The sequence below is a fragment of the Thalassospira profundimaris genome (assembly GCF_003326755.1).
GTDB lineage: Bacteria > Pseudomonadota > Alphaproteobacteria > Rhodospirillales > Thalassospiraceae > Thalassospira > Thalassospira profundimaris_B.
Genome location: NZ_JPWH01000005.1, coordinates 37,686 through 56,085, shown reverse-complemented (window position 1 = coordinate 56,085; position 18,400 = coordinate 37,686). Strand labels below are relative to the sequence as shown.

13 protein-coding genes are annotated in these 18,400 nt (G+C 55.1%); 9 read left to right on the top strand and 4 right to left on the bottom strand.

Annotation, left to right across the window (positions count from 1 at the left end; all coding sequences use genetic code 11):
• Nucleotides 1–4 precede the first annotated feature (4 nt).
• The 5 genes from hemA (at nucleotide 5) to TH25_RS07560 (ending at nucleotide 6,711) form a co-directional block, all read left to right on the top strand.
• A complete protein-coding gene (hemA, locus tag TH25_RS07580; RefSeq protein ID WP_114088004.1) occupies nucleotides 5–1,384 on the top strand; it encodes a glutamyl-tRNA reductase in 1,380 nt (459 codons plus the stop codon).
• On the top strand, nucleotides 1,381–2,463 hold the full coding sequence (gene prfA / locus TH25_RS07575; protein WP_114087826.1) for a peptide chain release factor 1: 1,083 nt from the start codon (nucleotides 1,381–1,383) through the stop codon (nucleotides 2,461–2,463). The genes hemA and prfA overlap by 4 nt, the downstream gene beginning before the upstream one ends.
• Before the next feature lie 8 nt (nucleotides 2,464–2,471).
• Nucleotides 2,472–3,368, top strand: a complete 897-nt coding sequence (gene prmC, locus TH25_RS07570; protein WP_114088003.1) for a peptide chain release factor N(5)-glutamine methyltransferase — start codon at nucleotides 2,472–2,474, stop codon at nucleotides 3,366–3,368.
• A gap of 403 nt (nucleotides 3,369–3,771) precedes the next feature.
• The gene (locus tag TH25_RS07565) at nucleotides 3,772–4,812 is read left to right on the top strand and encodes a DUF4167 domain-containing protein (protein WP_114087825.1); all 1,041 of its coding nucleotides are present in this window, start codon (nucleotides 3,772–3,774) and stop codon (nucleotides 4,810–4,812) included.
• 300 nt (nucleotides 4,813–5,112) lie between these two features.
• The gene (locus TH25_RS07560) at nucleotides 5,113–6,711 is read left to right on the top strand and encodes a type IV secretory system conjugative DNA transfer family protein (protein WP_181847468.1); all 1,599 of its coding nucleotides are present in this window, start codon (nucleotides 5,113–5,115) and stop codon (nucleotides 6,709–6,711) included.
• 31 nt (nucleotides 6,712–6,742) lie between these two features.
• Here TH25_RS07560 and TH25_RS07555 read toward each other — a convergent pair whose 3' ends face one another.
• On the bottom strand, nucleotides 6,743–7,510 hold the full coding sequence (locus tag TH25_RS07555) for an MOSC domain-containing protein (protein ID WP_114087823.1): 768 nt from the start codon (nucleotides 7,508–7,510) through the stop codon (nucleotides 6,743–6,745).
• Between the two features lie 437 nt (nucleotides 7,511–7,947).
• Here TH25_RS07555 and clpB point away from each other — a divergent pair, with 437 nt between their 5' ends.
• The 3 genes from clpB to TH25_RS07530 all read left to right on the top strand — a co-directional run bounded on the left by clpB (nucleotide 7,948) and on the right by TH25_RS07530 (nucleotide 12,981).
• Nucleotides 7,948–10,542, top strand: coding sequence for an ATP-dependent chaperone ClpB (gene clpB / locus TH25_RS07545; RefSeq protein WP_114087821.1), 2,595 nt, complete (start codon nucleotides 7,948–7,950; stop codon nucleotides 10,540–10,542).
• Nucleotides 10,543–10,696: 154 nt separating this feature from the next.
• The gene (locus TH25_RS07540; protein WP_258549071.1) at nucleotides 10,697–11,512 is read left to right on the top strand and encodes a DUF4197 domain-containing protein; all 816 of its coding nucleotides are present in this window, start codon (nucleotides 10,697–10,699) and stop codon (nucleotides 11,510–11,512) included.
• Nucleotides 11,513–11,799: 287 nt separating this feature from the next.
• Nucleotides 11,800–12,981 (top strand): SAM-dependent methyltransferase, encoded by a 1,182-nt coding sequence (locus TH25_RS07530; RefSeq protein ID WP_114087818.1) that lies wholly within the window; start codon nucleotides 11,800–11,802, stop codon nucleotides 12,979–12,981.
• A gap of 30 nt (nucleotides 12,982–13,011) precedes the next feature.
• On the opposite strand, the gene TH25_RS07525 is transcribed toward TH25_RS07530, so the two are convergent.
• From TH25_RS07525 to TH25_RS07515, 3 genes are all read right to left on the bottom strand, one after another.
• Complete coding sequence (locus tag TH25_RS07525; RefSeq protein WP_114087817.1) at nucleotides 13,012–13,431, bottom strand: ATP-binding protein; 420 nt, start codon at nucleotides 13,429–13,431, stop codon at nucleotides 13,012–13,014.
• 127 nt (nucleotides 13,432–13,558) lie between these two features.
• Nucleotides 13,559–14,341, bottom strand: a complete 783-nt coding sequence (locus TH25_RS07520; protein ID WP_181847466.1) for a substrate-binding periplasmic protein — start codon at nucleotides 14,339–14,341, stop codon at nucleotides 13,559–13,561.
• A 299-nt stretch (nucleotides 14,342–14,640) separates the two neighbouring features.
• Nucleotides 14,641–16,458, bottom strand: a complete 1,818-nt coding sequence (locus tag TH25_RS07515) for an AMP-dependent synthetase/ligase (RefSeq protein WP_114087815.1) — start codon at nucleotides 16,456–16,458, stop codon at nucleotides 14,641–14,643.
• A 166-nt stretch (nucleotides 16,459–16,624) separates the two neighbouring features.
• Between TH25_RS07515 and TH25_RS07510 the strand changes: the two genes are divergently transcribed.
• Nucleotides 16,625–18,400, top strand: a complete 1,776-nt coding sequence (locus TH25_RS07510) for a M3 family oligoendopeptidase (RefSeq protein ID WP_114087814.1) — start codon at nucleotides 16,625–16,627, stop codon at nucleotides 18,398–18,400.

Genomic DNA, 18,400 nt, shown 5'->3' with positions numbered 1-18,400 from the left:
CCTGGTGAGCGAGGCGGCCGCACGCGAGGAAGCCGGAGACTGGCCGCTGGACCGCTTGATGGTGGTTGGAACCAACCACCGGCGATCCAGTGAGGATACGCGCGACCGCCTGTTCATTGACGAAGCCCGCCTGCCGCAATTCTTGGGCGTGATCACCCAGGCAAGGCTGGGGCAGGCGGTTGTGGTTTCGACCTGCAACCGTACCGAAATCCACCTGCTGGCGAACGAGGCCGAACGGGGCCGGGAACGGGTGATCGACCTGATGGCCCTGTGGGCCGATCTGGACCGGGACCAGTTGGCGGCTGAATTGTATATTCGCACCGGGCGCGAAGCCTTGCGGCATGTTTTTGCCGTTTCATCCTCGCTCGATAGTCTGGTGATTGGCGAGCCGGAAGTTTTCGGCCAGATCAAGGAAGCCCACAGAATCGCCCGCGCCCACGGGCTGGTGGGCCGCGAACTGGAACAGGTTTACCAGACCGCCTATGCCATTTCCAAAAGAGTGCGCAGCCAGACCGGTATTGGTCAGGGGGCGGTATCGATTGCGGCGGCGGCACAGTCGGTCGCACGCGATTTGCATGGCGATATTGGCAATTGTTCGCTGTTGCTGGCCGGGGCGGGTGATATGGGCGAACTGATTGCCGCCTCCCTTGCCGAAAGGGGCATTGGCCGGATTATGGTCGCCGACCGGTTAACGGCGCGGGCGCGTCTGGTGGCGCGACGTCTTGAATGCCACTGGTCGGATATGGGCGATCTCGACCGTTTGTTGGCCGAGGCCGACATTGTGTTAACGGCAGGCGGATCACGGCGGTATTTGATCAATCATGATATTGCGCTTGCGGCGGTCAAGCGCAGGCGGTATCGCCCGGTTTTGATGATTGATACCGCCGTTCCCGGTGATATCGACCCGCAGGTTGACGATATTTCGGAAGTATTTTTCTATCGCCTGGAAGATCTTGAAAAGATTGCTGCCGAAGGGCGCGGCGGGCGCGAGGAAAAAGCCGACGAAGCCTGGGCGATGGTCGAAGCCGAGGTGGACCATTTTGTCCGGGTGCGCGCCGAACGCGCCGCCATCCCGGCACTGGCGGAATTACGCCAGCATTTTGATACTGTGCGCGCCAGTGCGCTGGCCGAAAGCCACGGCGATGCGGAAAAGGCAACCCGGCTTTTGGTTAATCGGCTGTTGCATGCACCGACACAAGCCCTTAAAGACCTAGCAGCCACCACAGGCGGGGCCGGGACAATGGAATGGGTCAAGGCGCAGAAACTGCTGGGGCGGCTGTTTCCGCTTTCGCCCGATGACGAGAGCCGGAGGGATATTTCAGACCCGGTGGACACCGCAGAGACGGCAGACCCGGCAGAGACAGATCAGGAGAATAAAGCGTGAGTTTGGACCCAGCAAAGCTGCATGGCGTTGTGCGCCGGTTTGATGAACTTAAATCCCTGCTTTCCGGCGGGGCGGGGGATTCGGACAGCTTTGCCAAATTGTCGCGCGAATATGCCGAATTGCTGCCGGTTGTCGAAAAGATCGAGGCCTTTAAACGCCTGCATGATGATTTGGCCGGGGTGAAGGAATTGCTCGCCGACCCGGAATCCGACCGTGACATGCGCGAAATGGCCGAGGCCGAACGCCAGGAATTGCTGGAAAAACTGCCCCAAGCCGAACATGAAGTAAAGCTGATGCTGCTGCCCAAGGATGCGGCAGACGAAAAGAATGCCATTTTGGAAATTCGCGCCGGAACCGGCGGCGAAGAAGCCGCTTTGTTTGCTGCTGATTTGTATCGCATGTATCAGCGTTATGCCGAAACGCGCGGCTGGCGGTTTGAACTGATGGACGTTAACGAAAACGACCTGGGCGGGTTTAAGGAAGTGGTGGTCAATGTTTCGGGTGCGGGCGTTTTTGCCCGCCTGAAATATGAAAGTGGTGTGCACCGTGTGCAGCGTGTGCCGGTCACGGAAACCGGCGGGCGTATTCATACATCCGCTGCGACGGTGGCCGTCCTGCCCGAGGCCGAAGAGGTTGACGTGCATATCGACCCCAAGGATTTGCGTATTGATACCTATCGTTCGCAAGGCGCTGGCGGGCAGCATGTGAACACCACCGACAGTGCCGTGCGCGTTACCCATATTCCCACCGGGGTTGTGGCCTCCTGCCAGGAAGATAAATCGCAGCATAAAAACAAGGCCAAGGCCATGAAAATGCTGATGACGCGCCTGTATGACCATGAACGCGAAACCAAGGATGCGGCGCGTGCGGCAGACCGAAAATCTCAGGTGGGGTCGGGCGACCGGTCGGAACGTATTCGCACTTATAATTTCCCGCAGGGGCGGGTGTCGGATCATCGTATCAATCTGACGCTGTACCGGCTGGATGATTTCATCACCGGCGGCCCGGCGGTTGATGAAATGATAGATGCCCTGATTTCCGAAGATCAGGCGCAAAAACTGGCCGAAATCGAGAATTGAGCCGCGATATGACATCCGACCAACCGGAAAATACCCCTGCGACGCTGGGAAATTTGATGGCCTGGGCGGTGGCAATGTTGCGCGACGCGGGCAATGACACAGCGCGACTGGATGCGAAGATATTGCTGTGCGAAGCCAGCGGTGTTGATACCAGCCGCATTCTGGCCTGGCCCGATGATGTTGTTTCGCCTGAAAAGGTGGATCTTTTTCGGGCCATGATTGCCCGGCGTTTGGCGCACGAGCCGGTATCGCGCATTTTGGGCAGGCGCGATTTTTGGCGTCATACCTTTAAGGTGACAAAAGACACCCTTGACCCGCGCCCCGATAGTGAAACGCTGGTGGAATGGGCAATCGAGTGTGCCAGGCGGTTTGACTCCCCGAAGATGATCGATTTTGGCACGGGTACGGGATGCCTGGTCCTGTCGGTTTTGGGTGATGTGCCAAAGGCATTTGGCCTGGGGGTGGATATCAGTGCTGGCGCGGTCGCCTGTGCTCTTGAAAATGCCCGTAATCTGGGGCTTGCGGCGCGCTGTGACTTTGTGGTGTCGGACTGGATGGAAAACCTGCCACCCGAGACAATCGCGTCCGGGTTTGATATGATGATTTCCAATCCACCCTATATTGCGCATAGCGAAATGGTTGCTCTTGCGCCGGATGTACGCGATTATGACCCCTATGGTGCGTTAAGCGACGGGGGCGACGGGCTTGGTGCCTATCGGATTTTGGCCGATGTTGCCGCACGGTTGGTGCGCCCCGGCGGACAGGTTATTTTTGAAATTGGCCAGGGCCAGGAAAAGGCGGTTCGGGCCTTGCTGACGCAGCACGGATTTGATGCCATCACCGAACGCCGGGACCTTGGCGGGATTGTGCGATGTGTTGGCGGACAAAAACAACAAAATACCTGATCGCCAGTATTCTTAAATGAGTGCCGTTTGTGCCTGTTATCGTGGCATAAATGGTTAATTGCGCGTCTGTTACGCATTTGCGTATACGGAGAGCACGAGCCCTATGCCATTTTTGACCAAGAGGTTGTAAAAAAATTGAAAGAACGGAAAAAAACAGTTGGAATAAGCCTGCAAGACATATAGTTTGTCCTGAGCAGGCCGGGTGCCTGACGCGCTTTCTTATTGCGCCGTGTTCCCCTGTAAACAGTAACAAATCTCCGTTCCTTAAATTGGTCTTCGGTTGATTTCTGACGGTACCGTTTGGCCGGTACTGTTTTTCGGGAAATGTGTTTTTTCAGACGGATTGGTTCCGGGGCACAATAACGATGCCCCCGGGTGTCCTCAACGCCAACAGTATGTTGATATGAGAAATAACAATAAACGTCCGCGCGGGCGGCCACAGCCTAATAAACGTCCTGTAAATCCGAAATTTCAGAATTACGATAGTAACGGTCCGGACGGGCGAGTGCGCGGTAATGCCCAACAGGTTTACGAAAAATACGTGTCGCTGGCAAAAGACTGCACCGACGATCCTGTTCTGGCAGAAAATTATTACCAGTATGCCGAACATTATTATCGCATTTTGCAGTCGGCCATCGAATGGGAAAACCAGCGCCGTGACTCGCAACCCCGTTCAGATCGCAATGACCGGAATAATAACGATCGCAATAATGGCGAGCGGAATAATAATGACCGCAACAACAATGATCGTCACAACAACGATCAGCGCGGCAACCGCCAGAACAATGCCGATCAGCGCAACGATGACACGTCCGCGCCGGATGTAGCCGCCGAAAAGAACGGTAATGCTGCGGAAGGTGAGACTGGCAATGCCGCTGCTGCGGTGAACCAGAGCGGGCAGGAAAATACGGCAAGCGGACAGGACGATGCCAAACCGGCACGGACACCGCGTGCAACCCGCACCCGTACCACGCGCAAGCCCAAGGCCGAAACGGCGGATGTTGCCGATGAAACGGTGACTGCTGCGGCGGCGGATGACGCCAATGCGGAAGCCCGCGCCGTGGAAACACCGGATGCCGCATCGGATACCGATGTCAGTGCTGACAGCGAGGCTGCACCGAAGCGTGCAACCCGCACCCGGCGTACCACAACCACCCGCACCCCGCGCAAAACGGCAGCCGCAAAGGCCGCAGAGAATGCCGGTGCTGATGAAAATGCGCCGACTGCGGCAGATGGCGATAATGCCCCGGGTGATGCCGTTGCCACGAGTGATGGCGATAGCGACAACGGCGAAGAGAAAAAGCCGCGCAAGCGTGCGGCCTCGACCAGCCGGACACGGGGCCGTCATCCGACAGCACGCCGTGGCCGCAGCCGCGTTGGCAGCCGTGAAGACGGAGAAGAGGGCAACGAAACCGAAAGCGAAAGCGAAAAGGTTTCCGCCTGATTTTATGGCCGCGTGTGCCTTAGCCTGATACGAAATCCCCGGTTCCAATATGGCCGGGGATTTTGTGTATCCGGGACATATTGACAGCGACGACAAACAGCATTTGTGTAATGTCTCTGTCGATGGGTATAAAGCAGTCTCATACCAGAGTATGAAAAAAATGTGCGTGTCCGTTTCTGTTTGTGGGAACGACACGCAACATGTGCTGTTTGTATGGCGCGGGTATCCGGGAATTGCGGGTGCCATAAACCAAATGCCGAAAACAGGGATAAAAACAGGGATTCTGTGGGGAGGACTACAATGGGGCCATCGGGCTTCAGGGTGTTGATGGTTTTGATGCTGGGGCTGGGCGCTCTTGTGGTTGTGATTGGCATGACCGCGCGTGACGACGCACTGGTATTGGCCGGATTGACCTGCGGTGTCATACCGATCGTGGTTCGGTTTTTTGTCGGTCTGCTGGCGCCGTATTTGACGGCCCCGGCAAAACAGGACGAAACCGGGGCGGGTCAGGCGGATAAACAGGAAGCAGAGCCGGTCAAAAATCCTAATGATCACTGGGCGGATGCGGAAACCCTGGAGCAGGCCGGTGTGCTGGAGGCGGATCCGCAAATTTATCTGGGTCGTATTTCGGATTCCAGCGCGATGATTGGCTTGCAATCTGTGCGGCGACTGATGACATTCAGTAATGCCTCGCTGGATTTTTATCAAAGCAGTGTAATCCCCAATGCGTTGACCTGCCGGGATAATGTGCTGGTTTTTGAAAATGATGGCCTGGTGTGCAAGGCGGTGCGTGACCGGCGGGCGCAATTGGGCCAAAAGGTAATCGTGCTGGACCCGTTCGGGCGTTCGGGAAGTACACCGGACCGTTTTAATCCGCTTGATTTCATGCGACCGGAAGGGGCACCGCTGGTGGCAGATGCCGCCATGATGGCCGATTTGTTGCTAGCCCCCTATTTCGTCCGCGATCTGGACCCGCAAGATGCCCGGGTTGCACGGGTTTTGTTGCAGGGCCTGATCATTCATACTTATCGTAATGGTAAAGAAAATGGCCGTCATTTAATGGCGGTTCGCGAAAACCTTACCCTGCCATCGCACCGGTTTTATCCGCTATTGGGCGAATTGATGGATATTGACGTCACGGAAGGGCGGATTTCCGATATTGCCCTGTCCATTATGGATATGTCCGAAGAACGCCGTGGGGCAATTCTGGAAGCCTGTCGTGACGCAACTGCCGTGTTCGAGTTGGGGGCGATTGAAAAATCCACCCGAGACACCAGTTTCGCCCTGGAGGATATTACCGAACGCGGTGCCTCTATATTTGTAATAGGGTCTCCGCCTGAAAGTTATGAGGATTCCCTTTTGGCATGGTGCCGGGTCGTGGTGGGGTGCCTGTTATTGCTGGTTTCCAACCGCGAGAGGGAACATTTGCCGTCCTATCTGGTGATGCTGGATCGGGTGGAAACGCTGGGGCGGCTGGTGCAGTTGGAGAGGTTGCTGGGCGGGGGCGGCAATAGCCCTGCCGGGCTGACATTATGGCCCTGTTTTTCCGGTGTTAGCGCGGTGATGGATGTGTGCCACAACTGGGAAAATGTGGTGGGGCGTAGCGATGTCGTCCAGATTTACGGCCAGGATGGGGCCTTTGACCTGGATTGGGCTGCAAACCTCACCGCGATGTCACGTTTTGCCGACACCGGCAAAAGCAGCACACAAAGCGATGCTCCCGTTCATTTGCGCAGCCGTGACAGGGAAGCAATGATGAAATCGGTCGAAGTCGCCCGGATGCCGTCGGACGAGCAGTTGCTGTTTTGCAAGGGGCTGTCGCCCATTCGTGCTGCGCGCCTGCAATGGGCGGATGATGATGCCTTTCGCCTGCTGGCAACCCGTCCGCCCAGTTTCTAGGGGAAAGTGCTTTAGGGGCGGGGAAGGTGGCTTATTGTGCCACCACGCGATCCCCCGGTTTGATCGTGCCGCTGCTGGTGGCTTCCAGATAAACCCCCATAAACAGGTGATTCATCCCCTTGCGCAGCAATAGCGGCACATTGATGTCCGATTGTGCGGTATCGGGGTTGATCGAGGTGGCCTTGCAGCGGGTAATGGGGTGGATCATGCGAAAGGACACATCGCCGATGGTGATTTTCTGATCCTCGCGCCATTCCAGTTCCGACCAGGCTGGCAGGCCATCGACCAAAAGGTTGCCGCGAAAGCGCATCGGGTCCACAGGCTGGCTGGCAATACGGTCGGCAAAATCACGGATCGAGTCGCGATTGAGCAGCGAAATATAGGGCTGCTCCATGTCGCCAAATTGGGTACCCGGCACCGACATGATTTTGGGCGAACCGGCAATGTCGTTTTTCAGAAAGGCCGACAGGAAATCCTCGATCACGGTGCGGCCCATCGCGTCTTCAAGGTTGCCTTTGCAAATGGTGCGGCCATTGCGCGAAATGGCAAGGGTCGTGGTTTCATCGTTATAATCGATACCAAGCTCGGCAAGTTTGGGGGTGTTGACCAGTTGCAGGAAGTTGCTTTTGCGCGCCCAGCCATCCAGCCCGCCCTGGCCCAGTGATGTGCTGCTGGCCAGCACATAGCGCCGGTCATCCCGGATCATTGTGCCTGCATTGATGGTCGCAGCGTCCAGTTCCACGCCGCGCAGTCCCTTGACCGGATAGCGCATGATCGCGCCAATTTCACCATTTGCCATTTCTTTTGCCTGTCTGTTCGTAAAGGGCCGCGTTGGCGCATCTTTACCGTCATGTTGATGGGCCTGACGTTAAAGACTGCACCTTCCTTCGGCAAGTCCGCAATTGTCCTGATTTTCAATAGATACAATCTGGCGCGATGGAGGGGGAGCAAATGGCAAAATCATGGAAACTGCGCGCCGGTTTATGATAAAATAAATAATCGTTTCAGGCATTTGCCTGCTGCCTTGTCCGGTGGCATTTTTGAAAATCCGGTTAAATGCGAAAAACCTGTCTGTTTGTGCGGACGGGGGCTTGCGCGGGCAAAAGCTTGTCACATATCAAGGATGTTCCTGTGCTGTTCTTATAGGATAAGGGCAGATGGGAACACCATCATGGGCGCGGATGCTTCCAAGAAGGTCCGCAGAAATGTGCCTGTTGGCTCAAGGAGTGACAGATAATGGAATTCGAGAAATTTACCGACCGGTCCAAGGGATTTTTGCAGTCGGCCCAGTCATTGGCCCTGCGGGAAAATCACCAGCAACTTGTCCCCATTCACCTGCTTAAGGTGCTGCTTGATGATGAGGAAGGCCTTGCGGCCAATCTGATCAAGGCACAGGGCGGGGATGCCAAGCGTGCGCTGGACCGTACCGAACAGGAACTGGCAAAGCTGCCAAAGGTGACAGGTGCCAATGCACAGGTATACCTTTCCAGCGAATTTGCCCGCCTGGTGGACGAGGCGCAAAAGGTCGCCAAAAAGGCTGGTGACAGCTATGTCACCGCCGAACGCCTGCTTTTGACTTTGGCGCTGGATGCCAAATCGGTGGCAGGCAAGGTGCTGGCCGATGCCGGTGTGACGGCGCAAAAGCTTAATAGCGCGATTAACGATTTGCGCAAGGGCCGCACCGCCGATAGCTCCGGTGCGGAAAGCCAGTATGACGCCCTGAAAAAATACGCCCGCGACCTGACGGAAGCCGCCCGTGAGGGCAAACTGGACCCGGTGATTGGCCGGGACGAGGAAATTCGCCGTGCGGTGCAGGTTCTTTCCCGCCGAACCAAGAACAACCCGGTTTTGATTGGTGAACCCGGCGTGGGTAAAACCGCCATTGCCGAAGGTTTGGCGCTGCGTATCGTTAAGGGTGACGTGCCTGAAACCCTGAAAAGCAAAAAGCTTTTGTCGCTGGATTTGGGGGCCTTGATTGCCGGTGCCAAATTCCGTGGCGAGTTTGAAGAACGCCTGAAGGCCGTTTTGTCCGAGATCGAGGCCGAAGCGGGCGAGGTGATCCTGTTTATTGACGAATTGCACACCCTGGTTGGGGCCGGTAAATCCGAAGGGTCGATGGATGCGTCGAACCTGTTGAAACCGAAACTCGCCCGGGGGGAACTGCATTGCGTCGGGGCCACCACGCTGGATGAATATCGCAAATATATCGAAAAGGATGCCGCCCTTGCCCGGCGTTTCCAGCCGGTATTTGTCAGCGAGCCGACGGTGGAAGACACGGTGTCGATCCTGCGCGGGATCAAGGAAAAATACGAACTTCATCATGGGGTGCGTATTGCCGATAACGCGCTGGTGGCGGCCGCAACGCTGTCAAACCGTTATATCACCGACCGCTTTTTGCCCGATAAGGCGATTGATTTGATGGATGAATCCGCTTCGCGCCTGCGGATGGAGCTGGATTCCAAGCCCGAAGAAATTGACGAGCTGGACCGTCGGATCATTCAGCTGAAAATCGAGCGTGAAGCCCTTAAAAAGGAAGAGGATGTTGGTTCGCGTGACCGGCTGGGCAAGCTTGACAAGGAATTGTCCGATCTTGAGGACAAATCTGCCGAGCTGACAGCAAAATGGGAAGCGCAGAAAAACGAACTGGCGGCCTCCACCCATATCAAGGAACAGCTGGATATTGCGCGCGGCGAACTGGAACGCGCCATGCGTGATGGCCACCTTGAGCGGGCCGGTCAGTTGCAGTACCAGGAAATTCCGGCACTGGAACGCCTGCTGATCAAGGCCGAGGAAGACCAGGCCGATACCGGCCTGAAAGACGAGGCCGTGACCGAAAAGCATATTGCCTCGGTGGTGTCGCGCTGGACGGGCATCCCGGTGGATAAAATGCTGGAAGGCGAGCGTGAAAAGCTGCTGGATATGGAAAATGTCCTGCGCAAGCGTGTTGTCGGGCAGGATGATGCGGTACGTTCCATTTCCAATGCGGTGCGCCGTGCGCGTGCCGGGTTGCAGGATCCGAACCGGCCGATTGGCTCGTTCCTGTTCCTTGGCCCGACGGGTGTGGGTAAAACCGAACTGACCAAGGCCCTGGCACAGTTCCTGTTTGATGATGAACAGGCAATGGTGCGCATTGATATGTCCGAATTCATGGAAAAACATGCCGTGGCACGCCTGATTGGTGCCCCTCCCGGTTATGTTGGCTATGATGAAGGCGGATCATTGACCGAGGCTGTACGGCGGCGCCCCTATCAGGTCGTGCTGTTTGACGAGGTGGAAAAAGCCCATCCGGATGTCTTTAACGTTTTGCTTCAGGTGCTTGATGAAGGTCGCCTGACGGACGGGCAGGGACGCACGGTGGATTTCCGCAATACGCTGATTGTTCTGACATCGAACCTGGGGGCCGAAATTCTGGCAAACCAGGGTGAAGGCCAGGATAGCAGCGAGGTGCGCAGCCAGGTGATGGAAGTGGTACGGGCATCGTTCCGGCCAGAATTCCTCAACCGGCTGGATGAAGTGCTGCTGTTCCATCGCCTTGAACGGGCCCAGATGGATTATATCGTAGATATCCAGTTGGGCCGTCTTGAAAAGCTGCTGGCGGATCGCAAGATCACGCTGAAGCTTGATGACTTCGCCAAAAGCTGGCTGGCAGACAAGGGCTATGACCCGGTTTATGGGGCGCGACCGCTCAAGCGTGTGTTCCAGCGGTATCTGCAAAACCCGCTGGCGATGCAAATTCTCGAAGGCGGGGTGCGCGATGGCATGACAGTGCCGGTTTCGGCCGAAGGTGGCGTTTTGCTGCTGAATGGCAAGAAGGTCGAAGTGCCTGATTGACCTGCCATCCGGGTTTGCCCCCGTCTGATGATGAACGAAACACCCGGCATTTTCCGATGCCGGGTGTTTTGTTTTACAAACATATTTTGGCCGCGAAGTTTGATCAGTTAGGATGATCCTTGCTGTTTCCTTCACCCAACAGGAGCCTTGCTGTATGTCCGTGTCGTTATCGAAAATTGCTGTTGCGGCGTCATTTGCGGTTATGGGCATGGGCCTTCTTGCCCTGTCACAACCGGCACAGGCTGAAAATTCGTTTTTCAATTCGGCCAAAAAGGCGCTGGGTACCGTGATGGGGACAGAGTCATCCTCTTCGGGGGAGACAACCCGCACGACTGGCACGAAAAGTGGCAACCTTTCGGGCCTGTCGCAGGAGATGGTCGATGATGGTTTGCGCCAGGCGCTTGATAAGGGCATTGGTACCGTAACGGCGATGCTGGGCAAAAAGGATGGCTTTAATGCCGACCCGGTGGCGCATATTCCCCTGCCGGGGCCGGTCAAGCGTGCGCAAACCCTGCTGAACAAAGCCGGCATGGGCAGTTATGGCGATGAAATTGAATTGCGCATGAATAGGGCGGCCGAAAGCGCAATGGACAATGCCGGGAATATCCTGGTTGATGCGGTCCGGAAAATGACCGTGGCTGATGCCAAGGCGATTTTGCAGGGCCCGGATGATGCCGCGACCCGCTATTTGCAAAAGGTTTCCGGCAACCAGATTGCCGATGATATGCGCCCGGTCATGAATGATGCGTTGTCCGATACCGGTGCCTTGCAGCTTTATGACCAGATGCTGGGGCAATATGACAGCCTGCCAATGATGCCCGATATTAAAACATCGCTGACAGACTATGCCACCGATGCGGCGATGAAGGGGCTTTTCCATTATCTGGCACAGCAGGAAGGCGAAATTCGCAACAATCCGGGTCAATGGACGACGGATGTTTTGAAAAAGGTGTTTTCTGCCGCCCAGTAGCATCGTCTGGCATCACATATTTTGATTTTGTGTTCACAGCTTTTGCCGGGGCGCGTCTGACGACCGGGTGTGTGTCGCAAAAGACGCTGAGGCAGCAATTTCTGCGTATTATGGTCTTTGTTTTTTTGCGCCATCGCCTGTTTTTCGGGTGACAAACAGGGTGGAGCGGCATTTTGGTGGACCGGTATGAGACATGTGCAAAAACGGCAAGATTGCAGGACATTATAACGCATTTTTTGGCGTTGCCCGCCGATGCTCTGTCGGGTAATCGGCAGGATATATGTGAAATGGTCGATATTCTGGTGGCCCTGACCGATATAGACCTGACACCTGGAAGCAAGCTTGATTATGCAAGCTCGACAGATGGCGGAAAAGGTGTTTCACTGATCACAGCGGGGCGATGTGCGCTTGAATATATGCGAAGCCAGGTATTTATACGGGGTTGTTATCAGGCCATTTGCGATCAGAAAACGGGGACGAAACCCGTTGAGGTGCTTTATGGGGGAACCGGGCCGTTTGGCCTGTTGATTGTACCTTTGCTGCCGTTGTTTTCGCCGTCGGATATTCAGGTGACTTTGCTCGATATCCATCAGTCATCGCTGGAATATGTGCAAAAGCTGATTGATGTTTTGGGCGTGCAGGACCGCATTCGTGCCATTGAATGTGTGGATATTTTAAAATGGCCGGTGCCCGACGCCAGTTATGATGTGATCGTGTCCGAAACCATGACGGCCCGTCTTCATGCCGAACCACAGGTCGCCATTTTCGCCCATTTGGTAAAAGGATTAAAAACGGACGGCGCGTTGGTACCACAATCGGTAATGATTGAGGGGGCGCTGGTCTCGCAACGGGAACAGTTGGCCGATCCCTTGCCCATTGGTCGCTTTTTTACACTGGATCGCGAAACTGCCACCGCGTTAAACGCGGGGAACATGAAGTGTCTGAAAGGCCGTTTCCCGGCGCCGGTGCAAACAACGCCTTCGCATCACACCCTGCAAATTACAACGGATATTTGTGTCTATGACCGGCATTTTCTGGGGATGAACCAGTGCTCGTTGAATCTGCCATTACGCTATGACATTGCCGATATTTCGCAAGACAGCCGGTTTGACATTGAATATGTGATGTCAGCCACGCCCAAACTGGTGGTGAGGCATCTTGCGGTTCCTGTCGTACCGGAATCTCCGGTTTGGTCTGATGAAAGTCCGTCCGGTTTGCCTGTCGTGCCCACTTTGTGGCGCTATCTGCAACACCAAAAGACGGCACATAATGCTGGCGGGGTATCTGTCTCGCCAGCGCAGTCTCAGCAGGTTATCGTGGCTTTGAACCTGGATTTCCCCGAAGATTTGCCTGCTATTTACGCTTGCGAAACCCTTGAGGAACTTGAAACCCTTATTTTTAGCCGGAATGGCGGCACCGCTTCCCCGGACTTGCGGGCCAGACTTAAGGCCTTTGCCCGGGCGGCGTGAAATGGCAGGTTTGGGCAGGGGAATTTGGGGTTAAAATTCCGGCTGGGGCAGTTTTTCCCAGCGGTTGCGCATTTCGCGGACATTGCGGTCAGGAATGTCATGGATGGATTTAAACTGACCCTGGCATTCGATGATCTGAACCGGAATGCCAAGCTCCGCTGCCATATCAAGATAGGGCTGCATTTCCCATATCTGGCTGAAGGTGTTGGAGACCACCACATGATGGCCTTCGCGCAAATGCCGTAGCGTTTCGGTTTCGCAGTATTTGTGAACCTCGCCCAGCCGTGCGGCGGAAAACCGGTAGTTTCCGGCATCATCGGTCATGAACATGTCAGCTTCAAGATGGATATGATGGTCCGTCTGGCACAGACGGCAGGCGAGTGTTGATTTGCCAGAGCCGGGAAGGCCGCGCACCAGAAGAAGGGAAGGAAGCGTGTGTTCTGCGCTCATGCCGCTCGGACCGTGATGAATGTATAACCTGTGACCGGATCCAAATTGCCAGATCGATCCGGGAAGTTCCAGTGCGATATTGTCCCGATACGATTTGTCGGGATGGCAGGCTTAAGGGAGGGCGGTTTCAGTTTGCCGGCATCAGTGGCTTGATTGTTTCGTCCATCCCCAAAACAAGCGGCGATCCAACTGATCGCAAATACTGAACCAGAACAGTTGGCATTAAATCTTCACGATAGAGCGTGCGAATGGTGTCGTTAAAACTGGTCAGCAGTGCATGGCAACTGCTTTTGCGCGAAAACAGGGCATACAGGGCCTCGCCATCGACATCCAGCCGGTCAAATACCAAATCGGGAAAGGTGTTTTCCTGCATCATGTTGCGGGCAATGGCATCGCTGGTCAGAAAATAATCCGCGCGACCGGCATCCAGCATATGCAGGCCATCGTCGATTTCGGGCACCTCGAAAATGTCAAGCTGCCCTTTGCCAATGGCGGTATCAACCATTTGGCCGTGGCTGTCCCCCCGGCGGATCAAACCGCGTTTCTGGCGTAAATCCTCCAGTGTCAGGCGGTCCTGATGGAAAATACCGGCATGGATGGCAACAATCCGCTCATAGCCAATGGGCATGTCACTATAGCTGGCCCAGGACTGACGTTCCTTGGTGCGATAGGCAGCCGTGACGAAATCGATATTGCCGTTTCTGGTTTCCTGCAACAGGCGTACCCACGGCATTTGCGTCAGTTCGACCATGACATTCATTTTGGCGAAGGCCCGTTTGGCAACTTCAACGGAGGCCCCGGCATCGCGGCCATCGGCGGTTTGATAGGAAAAAGGCGGATAATTGCTATATCCGACGGAAATACGATGACAGGCCTCCTGTTCCCGGGCGAGGGCCGTTCCGGTTAGCATCACAAAACACATCAGAACCCATATTGGCAAACAGATGCCAGACATTGCGACGCGCGTCGGCAATGTTGCCCGTAATCGGGTGTGAAATTCCGGGTTGCTATGTGTGTTTCCCATTGTCGGATTTTGAACAGACCCCACAGGTGCCGCAATCAGGGCGATAGTATTGCTAGTATATTTTTCTATTTTGGGAAGTTCTGGTCAAGATGCAAGTGCCGTGTAAGGTGTATTGACCGCACTATGCGGGTTAATGAGGGTGTCTTTGTTCGACAGGGGCAAAAACACCCTCACGCGGGGCGGCATTATTTCTGGCGTTTGCGCTGATACAGGGCCTTGAGACGATGCTCGTAGGCCTCCCGGATTTTGTGACGGCGAATTTTCATCGAGGGCGTGAGCATTGCGTTATCGATGCTAAAGGCGCTGTCGGCAAAGGCAAAGCTGCGGACTTTTTCAATGGTGGAAAGCCTTGTATTAACGCGATCAATGGCCTTTCGGATCATTTTACGGAATTCTTCATTTTCCGAGAGGATTTCGATCTTGTTTTCGACACCGTGGGTGCGGGCAAATTCGCGCATGACGTCTTCTTCGGGCCACAGAATGGCAACCAGATAGGGCTGATCATCGCCATAAACCATTGCCTGGGCGATTTCGGTTTCAAGGGTGAGCAGCCCCTCGATCCGCTGCGGGGATATATTGTCACCGCCGGAATTGACAATAATGTCCTTCTTGCGGTCCGTGATCATCAGGCTGCCTTCTTCATCGAACTGGCCGATATCGCCGGTATGAAGCCAGCCGTCAATGATGGTTTGCGCCGTCGTTTCGGGCAGGTTCCAGTAACCCTGCATCAGGCTTTCCCCGCGCAGAAGGATCTCGCCATCCGGGGCGATTTTGCATTCAACACCCAGCATGGGCGGGCCAACGGTACGCAATTTGTTGTTTTCCGCCCGGTTGCACGACACGACAGGGCTGAATTCGGTTTGGCCGTATCCTTGCAAAATGCGTAAACCGCACGACACAAACAGAACCCCCAGTTCATAATTAAGCGGCCCGCCGCCAGAAACCATTGCCTTGAGGCGGCCACCAAACCGCTGGCGCAGCTTGCGGCGCAGCAGAAGTTCGCACACCAGGTTTTGCACCCATTCAACCGGGCCCAGGCGTTCGCCTTCGTATTTTTTCCGGCCCAGACGCAGCGTCAGGTTAAACAGTTTCAGCTTGAAACCGCCTTCTTTTTCCAGTGTGCGGCTCATGCGCTGATACAGCATTTCATAAAGGCGGGGGACCGCCGTCATGATGGTCGGGCGGACTTCGGCCAGGTTGGCCGCCAGTTTGTCCAGGCTTTCGGCATAATAGATTTGCGCACCGAGGCTGATGGGGAAATAAAGCCCGGCGGTATGTTCGTAAGAATGCGATAGCGGCAGGAACGACAGGAATATTTCATTATCAATGCCAAGTGCATCAATAATGTCAAACGCCCCGGCGCAATTGTTCAGAATTGCCCCGTGGCTGAGCATCACCCCCTTGGGCGCGCCGCCGGTGCCCGATGTATAAATCAGACAGGCGGTATCGGTACGTTTGATATTGGCAACCCACGCATCTACATCGTCATCCAGGGCCTCGCCCTGGGCGATCATGTCATCCCATTTGGAAATGGTGATGCCGCCGACAAAATTTTGGCCCCAATCCTCGATCGTGATGGCATGGCGACAGCGCCCGGAATCCAGCGCACCATGCAAAAACGGTTTTGCCAGCTTTTTGGTGGAAATGATGGCAAGGCCCGCACCGGAATCCTCGATGATATGCAAGTGATCACGTTCGGTATTGGTGGAATAGGCCGGGGCGGTTAACCCGCCCACACACATAATTGCCAAATCGGCAATGCCCCATTCGGTGCGGTTTTCCGATAGCAAGATCACCCGATCACCGGGGCGAACACCCAGTTTATAAAGGGATCGGGCAAGGGCACGGACCTGCCGGGCTGCTTCGCGCCATGTGGTGGGAACGAATTCATCCGTATCTGGCGATTTGGTCCACCAAAGGGGCTTGTCGCCATTTTTCGCAGCCAAATCGAAAAACATCGAAGGCAAGTTCTGCCACTGGGCATAATCCTGCAAATTCGTCATGGCGTTTCCCTGTTATTGTTTTCATATATATAAGCTTTACGGCGCATGTGCCAATGGCCGCAAGATCAAGTGTTTTGATCTTTTTGTCTGCTCGCGCTGGCGATGAAAATATCTTTGTCTTATATCGCAGCAAAGACTTTTATGTTCCGAATGATCTGGAGGACCAATGAACGCGATAAACAAGAACCTGCCGACCTGGGATCTGAGCGATTTGTATGCGGATGCCAAAGACCCGGCCATTCGCCGCGATCTTGATGATGCCAAACAGCGTTCGGAGGCATTCCAGAAGGAATATCAGGGTAAACTAGCCGGTTTGTCGGGCGATGCGCTGGCCGGTGCCATTGCCGAATATGAAAGCATTTCTGAAATTTGCGGCCGGATTGGTTCGTTTGCGGGCCTGCTTCATGCCGGGGATGGCAGCGACCCGGCGATTGGGCAGTTTTATCAGGGGGTGCGCGAACAGCTTACCACGATTTCCAGCTTTACCCTGTTTTTCGGGCTGGAGCTCAACCGGATCGAGGAAGCCGCCCTGCAGACGAAATATGATGAAAGTGCCGATTTGGCGCGTTATCGCCCGTGGCTGGATGAAAACCGGTCTTTCCGCCCGCATCAGCTTTCCGACGAAGTCGAACAGGTTTTGCACGAACGCGAAGTGGCCGGTTCGGGGGCGTGGATCCGTCTGTTTGACCAGACGATGGCCGAATTGCGCTTTCCGATTAATGGTCAGGACCTGACGATGTCCGAAGCGGCCAATATGCTGTCCTCGACCAAGGTAGAGGACCGCAAGGTTGCCGCGAAATCCATTGGCGATGTGTTGGGCAAAAACATCAAATTGCTGGCCCACATCACCAATACCCTGGCCAAAGACAAGGAAATTGACGACCGCCTGCGCAGTTTTGCCACCCCGGTCAGTGCGCGCAATCTGTCCAACCAGGTGGAAGATGATGTGGTGGAGGCGCTTTGTGAAGCCGTGACGTCATCCTATGGTGATTTATCGCACCGTTATTACAAGCTGAAAGCCAAATGGTTTGGTGTGGATCAGCTTGATTACTGGGATCGCAATGCACCGCTGCCTGAAGATGACGACCGCGAAATTGCCTGGGACACGGCGCGTGAAACCGTGCTGAAGGCTTATGGCGAGTTTTCTGGCGATCTTGCCGCGATTGGCAAGCGGTTTTTTGATAACCCCTGGATTGACGTGCCGCCGCGTGCGGGCAAGGCATCGGGCGCGTTTGCGCATCCCACCGTGCCGTCTGTCCACCCCTATCTGTTGCTGAATTATCATGGCAAAACCCGCGATGTGATGACGCTGGCGCATGAACTGGGCCACGGCGTGCATCAGATTTTGGCAGGCGAACAGGGCTATTTCCTGTCCGATACGCCGTTGACCCTGGCGGAAACCGCATCGGTCTTTGGTGAAATGCTGACCTTCCAGTCGATGCTGCGCGCTGAAACCGATCCGAAGATGCGACGCATCATGCTGGCGGGCAAGGTTGAGGATATGCTCAACACCGTGGTGCGCCAGATTGCGTTTTTCGAGTTTGAAAAACGTGTTCATGCCAAACGCCGCGAGGCAGAATTGACGGTGGATGAGATCTGCGAGATCTGGCTGGACGTACAAAAGGAAAGTCTGGGTGATGCGATCCGCTATGACGAGGAATACAAATATTACTGGTCTTACATCCCGCATTTCATCCATTCGCCGTTTTATGTTTATGCCTATGCCTTTGGCGATTGTCTGGTGAATTCGCTTTATGACGTGTATCAGCATTCCGAAGAGGGCTTTCAGCAGAAATATTTTGACCTGTTGAAAGCCGGTGGCACCAAGCGCCACCAGGAATTGCTGGCACCGTTCGGGCTGGATGCGTCGGACCCGGCCTTTTGGCAGCGTGGGCTGAATATGATCAAGCGCCTGATTGACGAGCTGGAGGAGCTTTCCTGA

Excerpts from the sequence above, each read along its gene's own strand:
- prmC (WP_114088003.1), top strand. The coding sequence starts at position 2,472 with ATGACATCCGACCAACCGGAAAATACCCCTGCGACGCTGGGAAATTTG.
- TH25_RS07565 (WP_114087825.1), top strand. The coding sequence starts at position 3,772 with ATGAGAAATAACAATAAACGTCCGCGCGGGCGGCCACAGCCTAATAAA.
- TH25_RS07560 (WP_181847468.1), top strand. The coding sequence starts at position 5,113 with ATGGGGCCATCGGGCTTCAGGGTGTTGATGGTTTTGATGCTGGGGCTG.
- TH25_RS07555 (WP_114087823.1), bottom strand. The coding sequence starts at position 7,510 with ATGGCAAATGGTGAAATTGGCGCGATCATGCGCTATCCGGTCAAGGGA.
- clpB (WP_114087821.1), top strand. The coding sequence starts at position 7,948 with ATGGAATTCGAGAAATTTACCGACCGGTCCAAGGGATTTTTGCAGTCG.
- TH25_RS07540 (WP_258549071.1), top strand. The coding sequence starts at position 10,697 with ATGTCCGTGTCGTTATCGAAAATTGCTGTTGCGGCGTCATTTGCGGTT.
- TH25_RS07530 (WP_114087818.1), top strand. The coding sequence starts at position 11,800 with ATGGTCGATATTCTGGTGGCCCTGACCGATATAGACCTGACACCTGGA.
- TH25_RS07525 (WP_114087817.1), bottom strand. The coding sequence starts at position 13,431 with ATGAGCGCAGAACACACGCTTCCTTCCCTTCTTCTGGTGCGCGGCCTT.
- TH25_RS07520 (WP_181847466.1), bottom strand. The coding sequence starts at position 14,341 with ATGCTAACCGGAACGGCCCTCGCCCGGGAACAGGAGGCCTGTCATCGT.
- TH25_RS07515 (WP_114087815.1), bottom strand. The coding sequence starts at position 16,458 with ATGACGAATTTGCAGGATTATGCCCAGTGGCAGAACTTGCCTTCGATG.
- TH25_RS07510 (WP_114087814.1), top strand. The coding sequence starts at position 16,625 with ATGAACGCGATAAACAAGAACCTGCCGACCTGGGATCTGAGCGATTTG.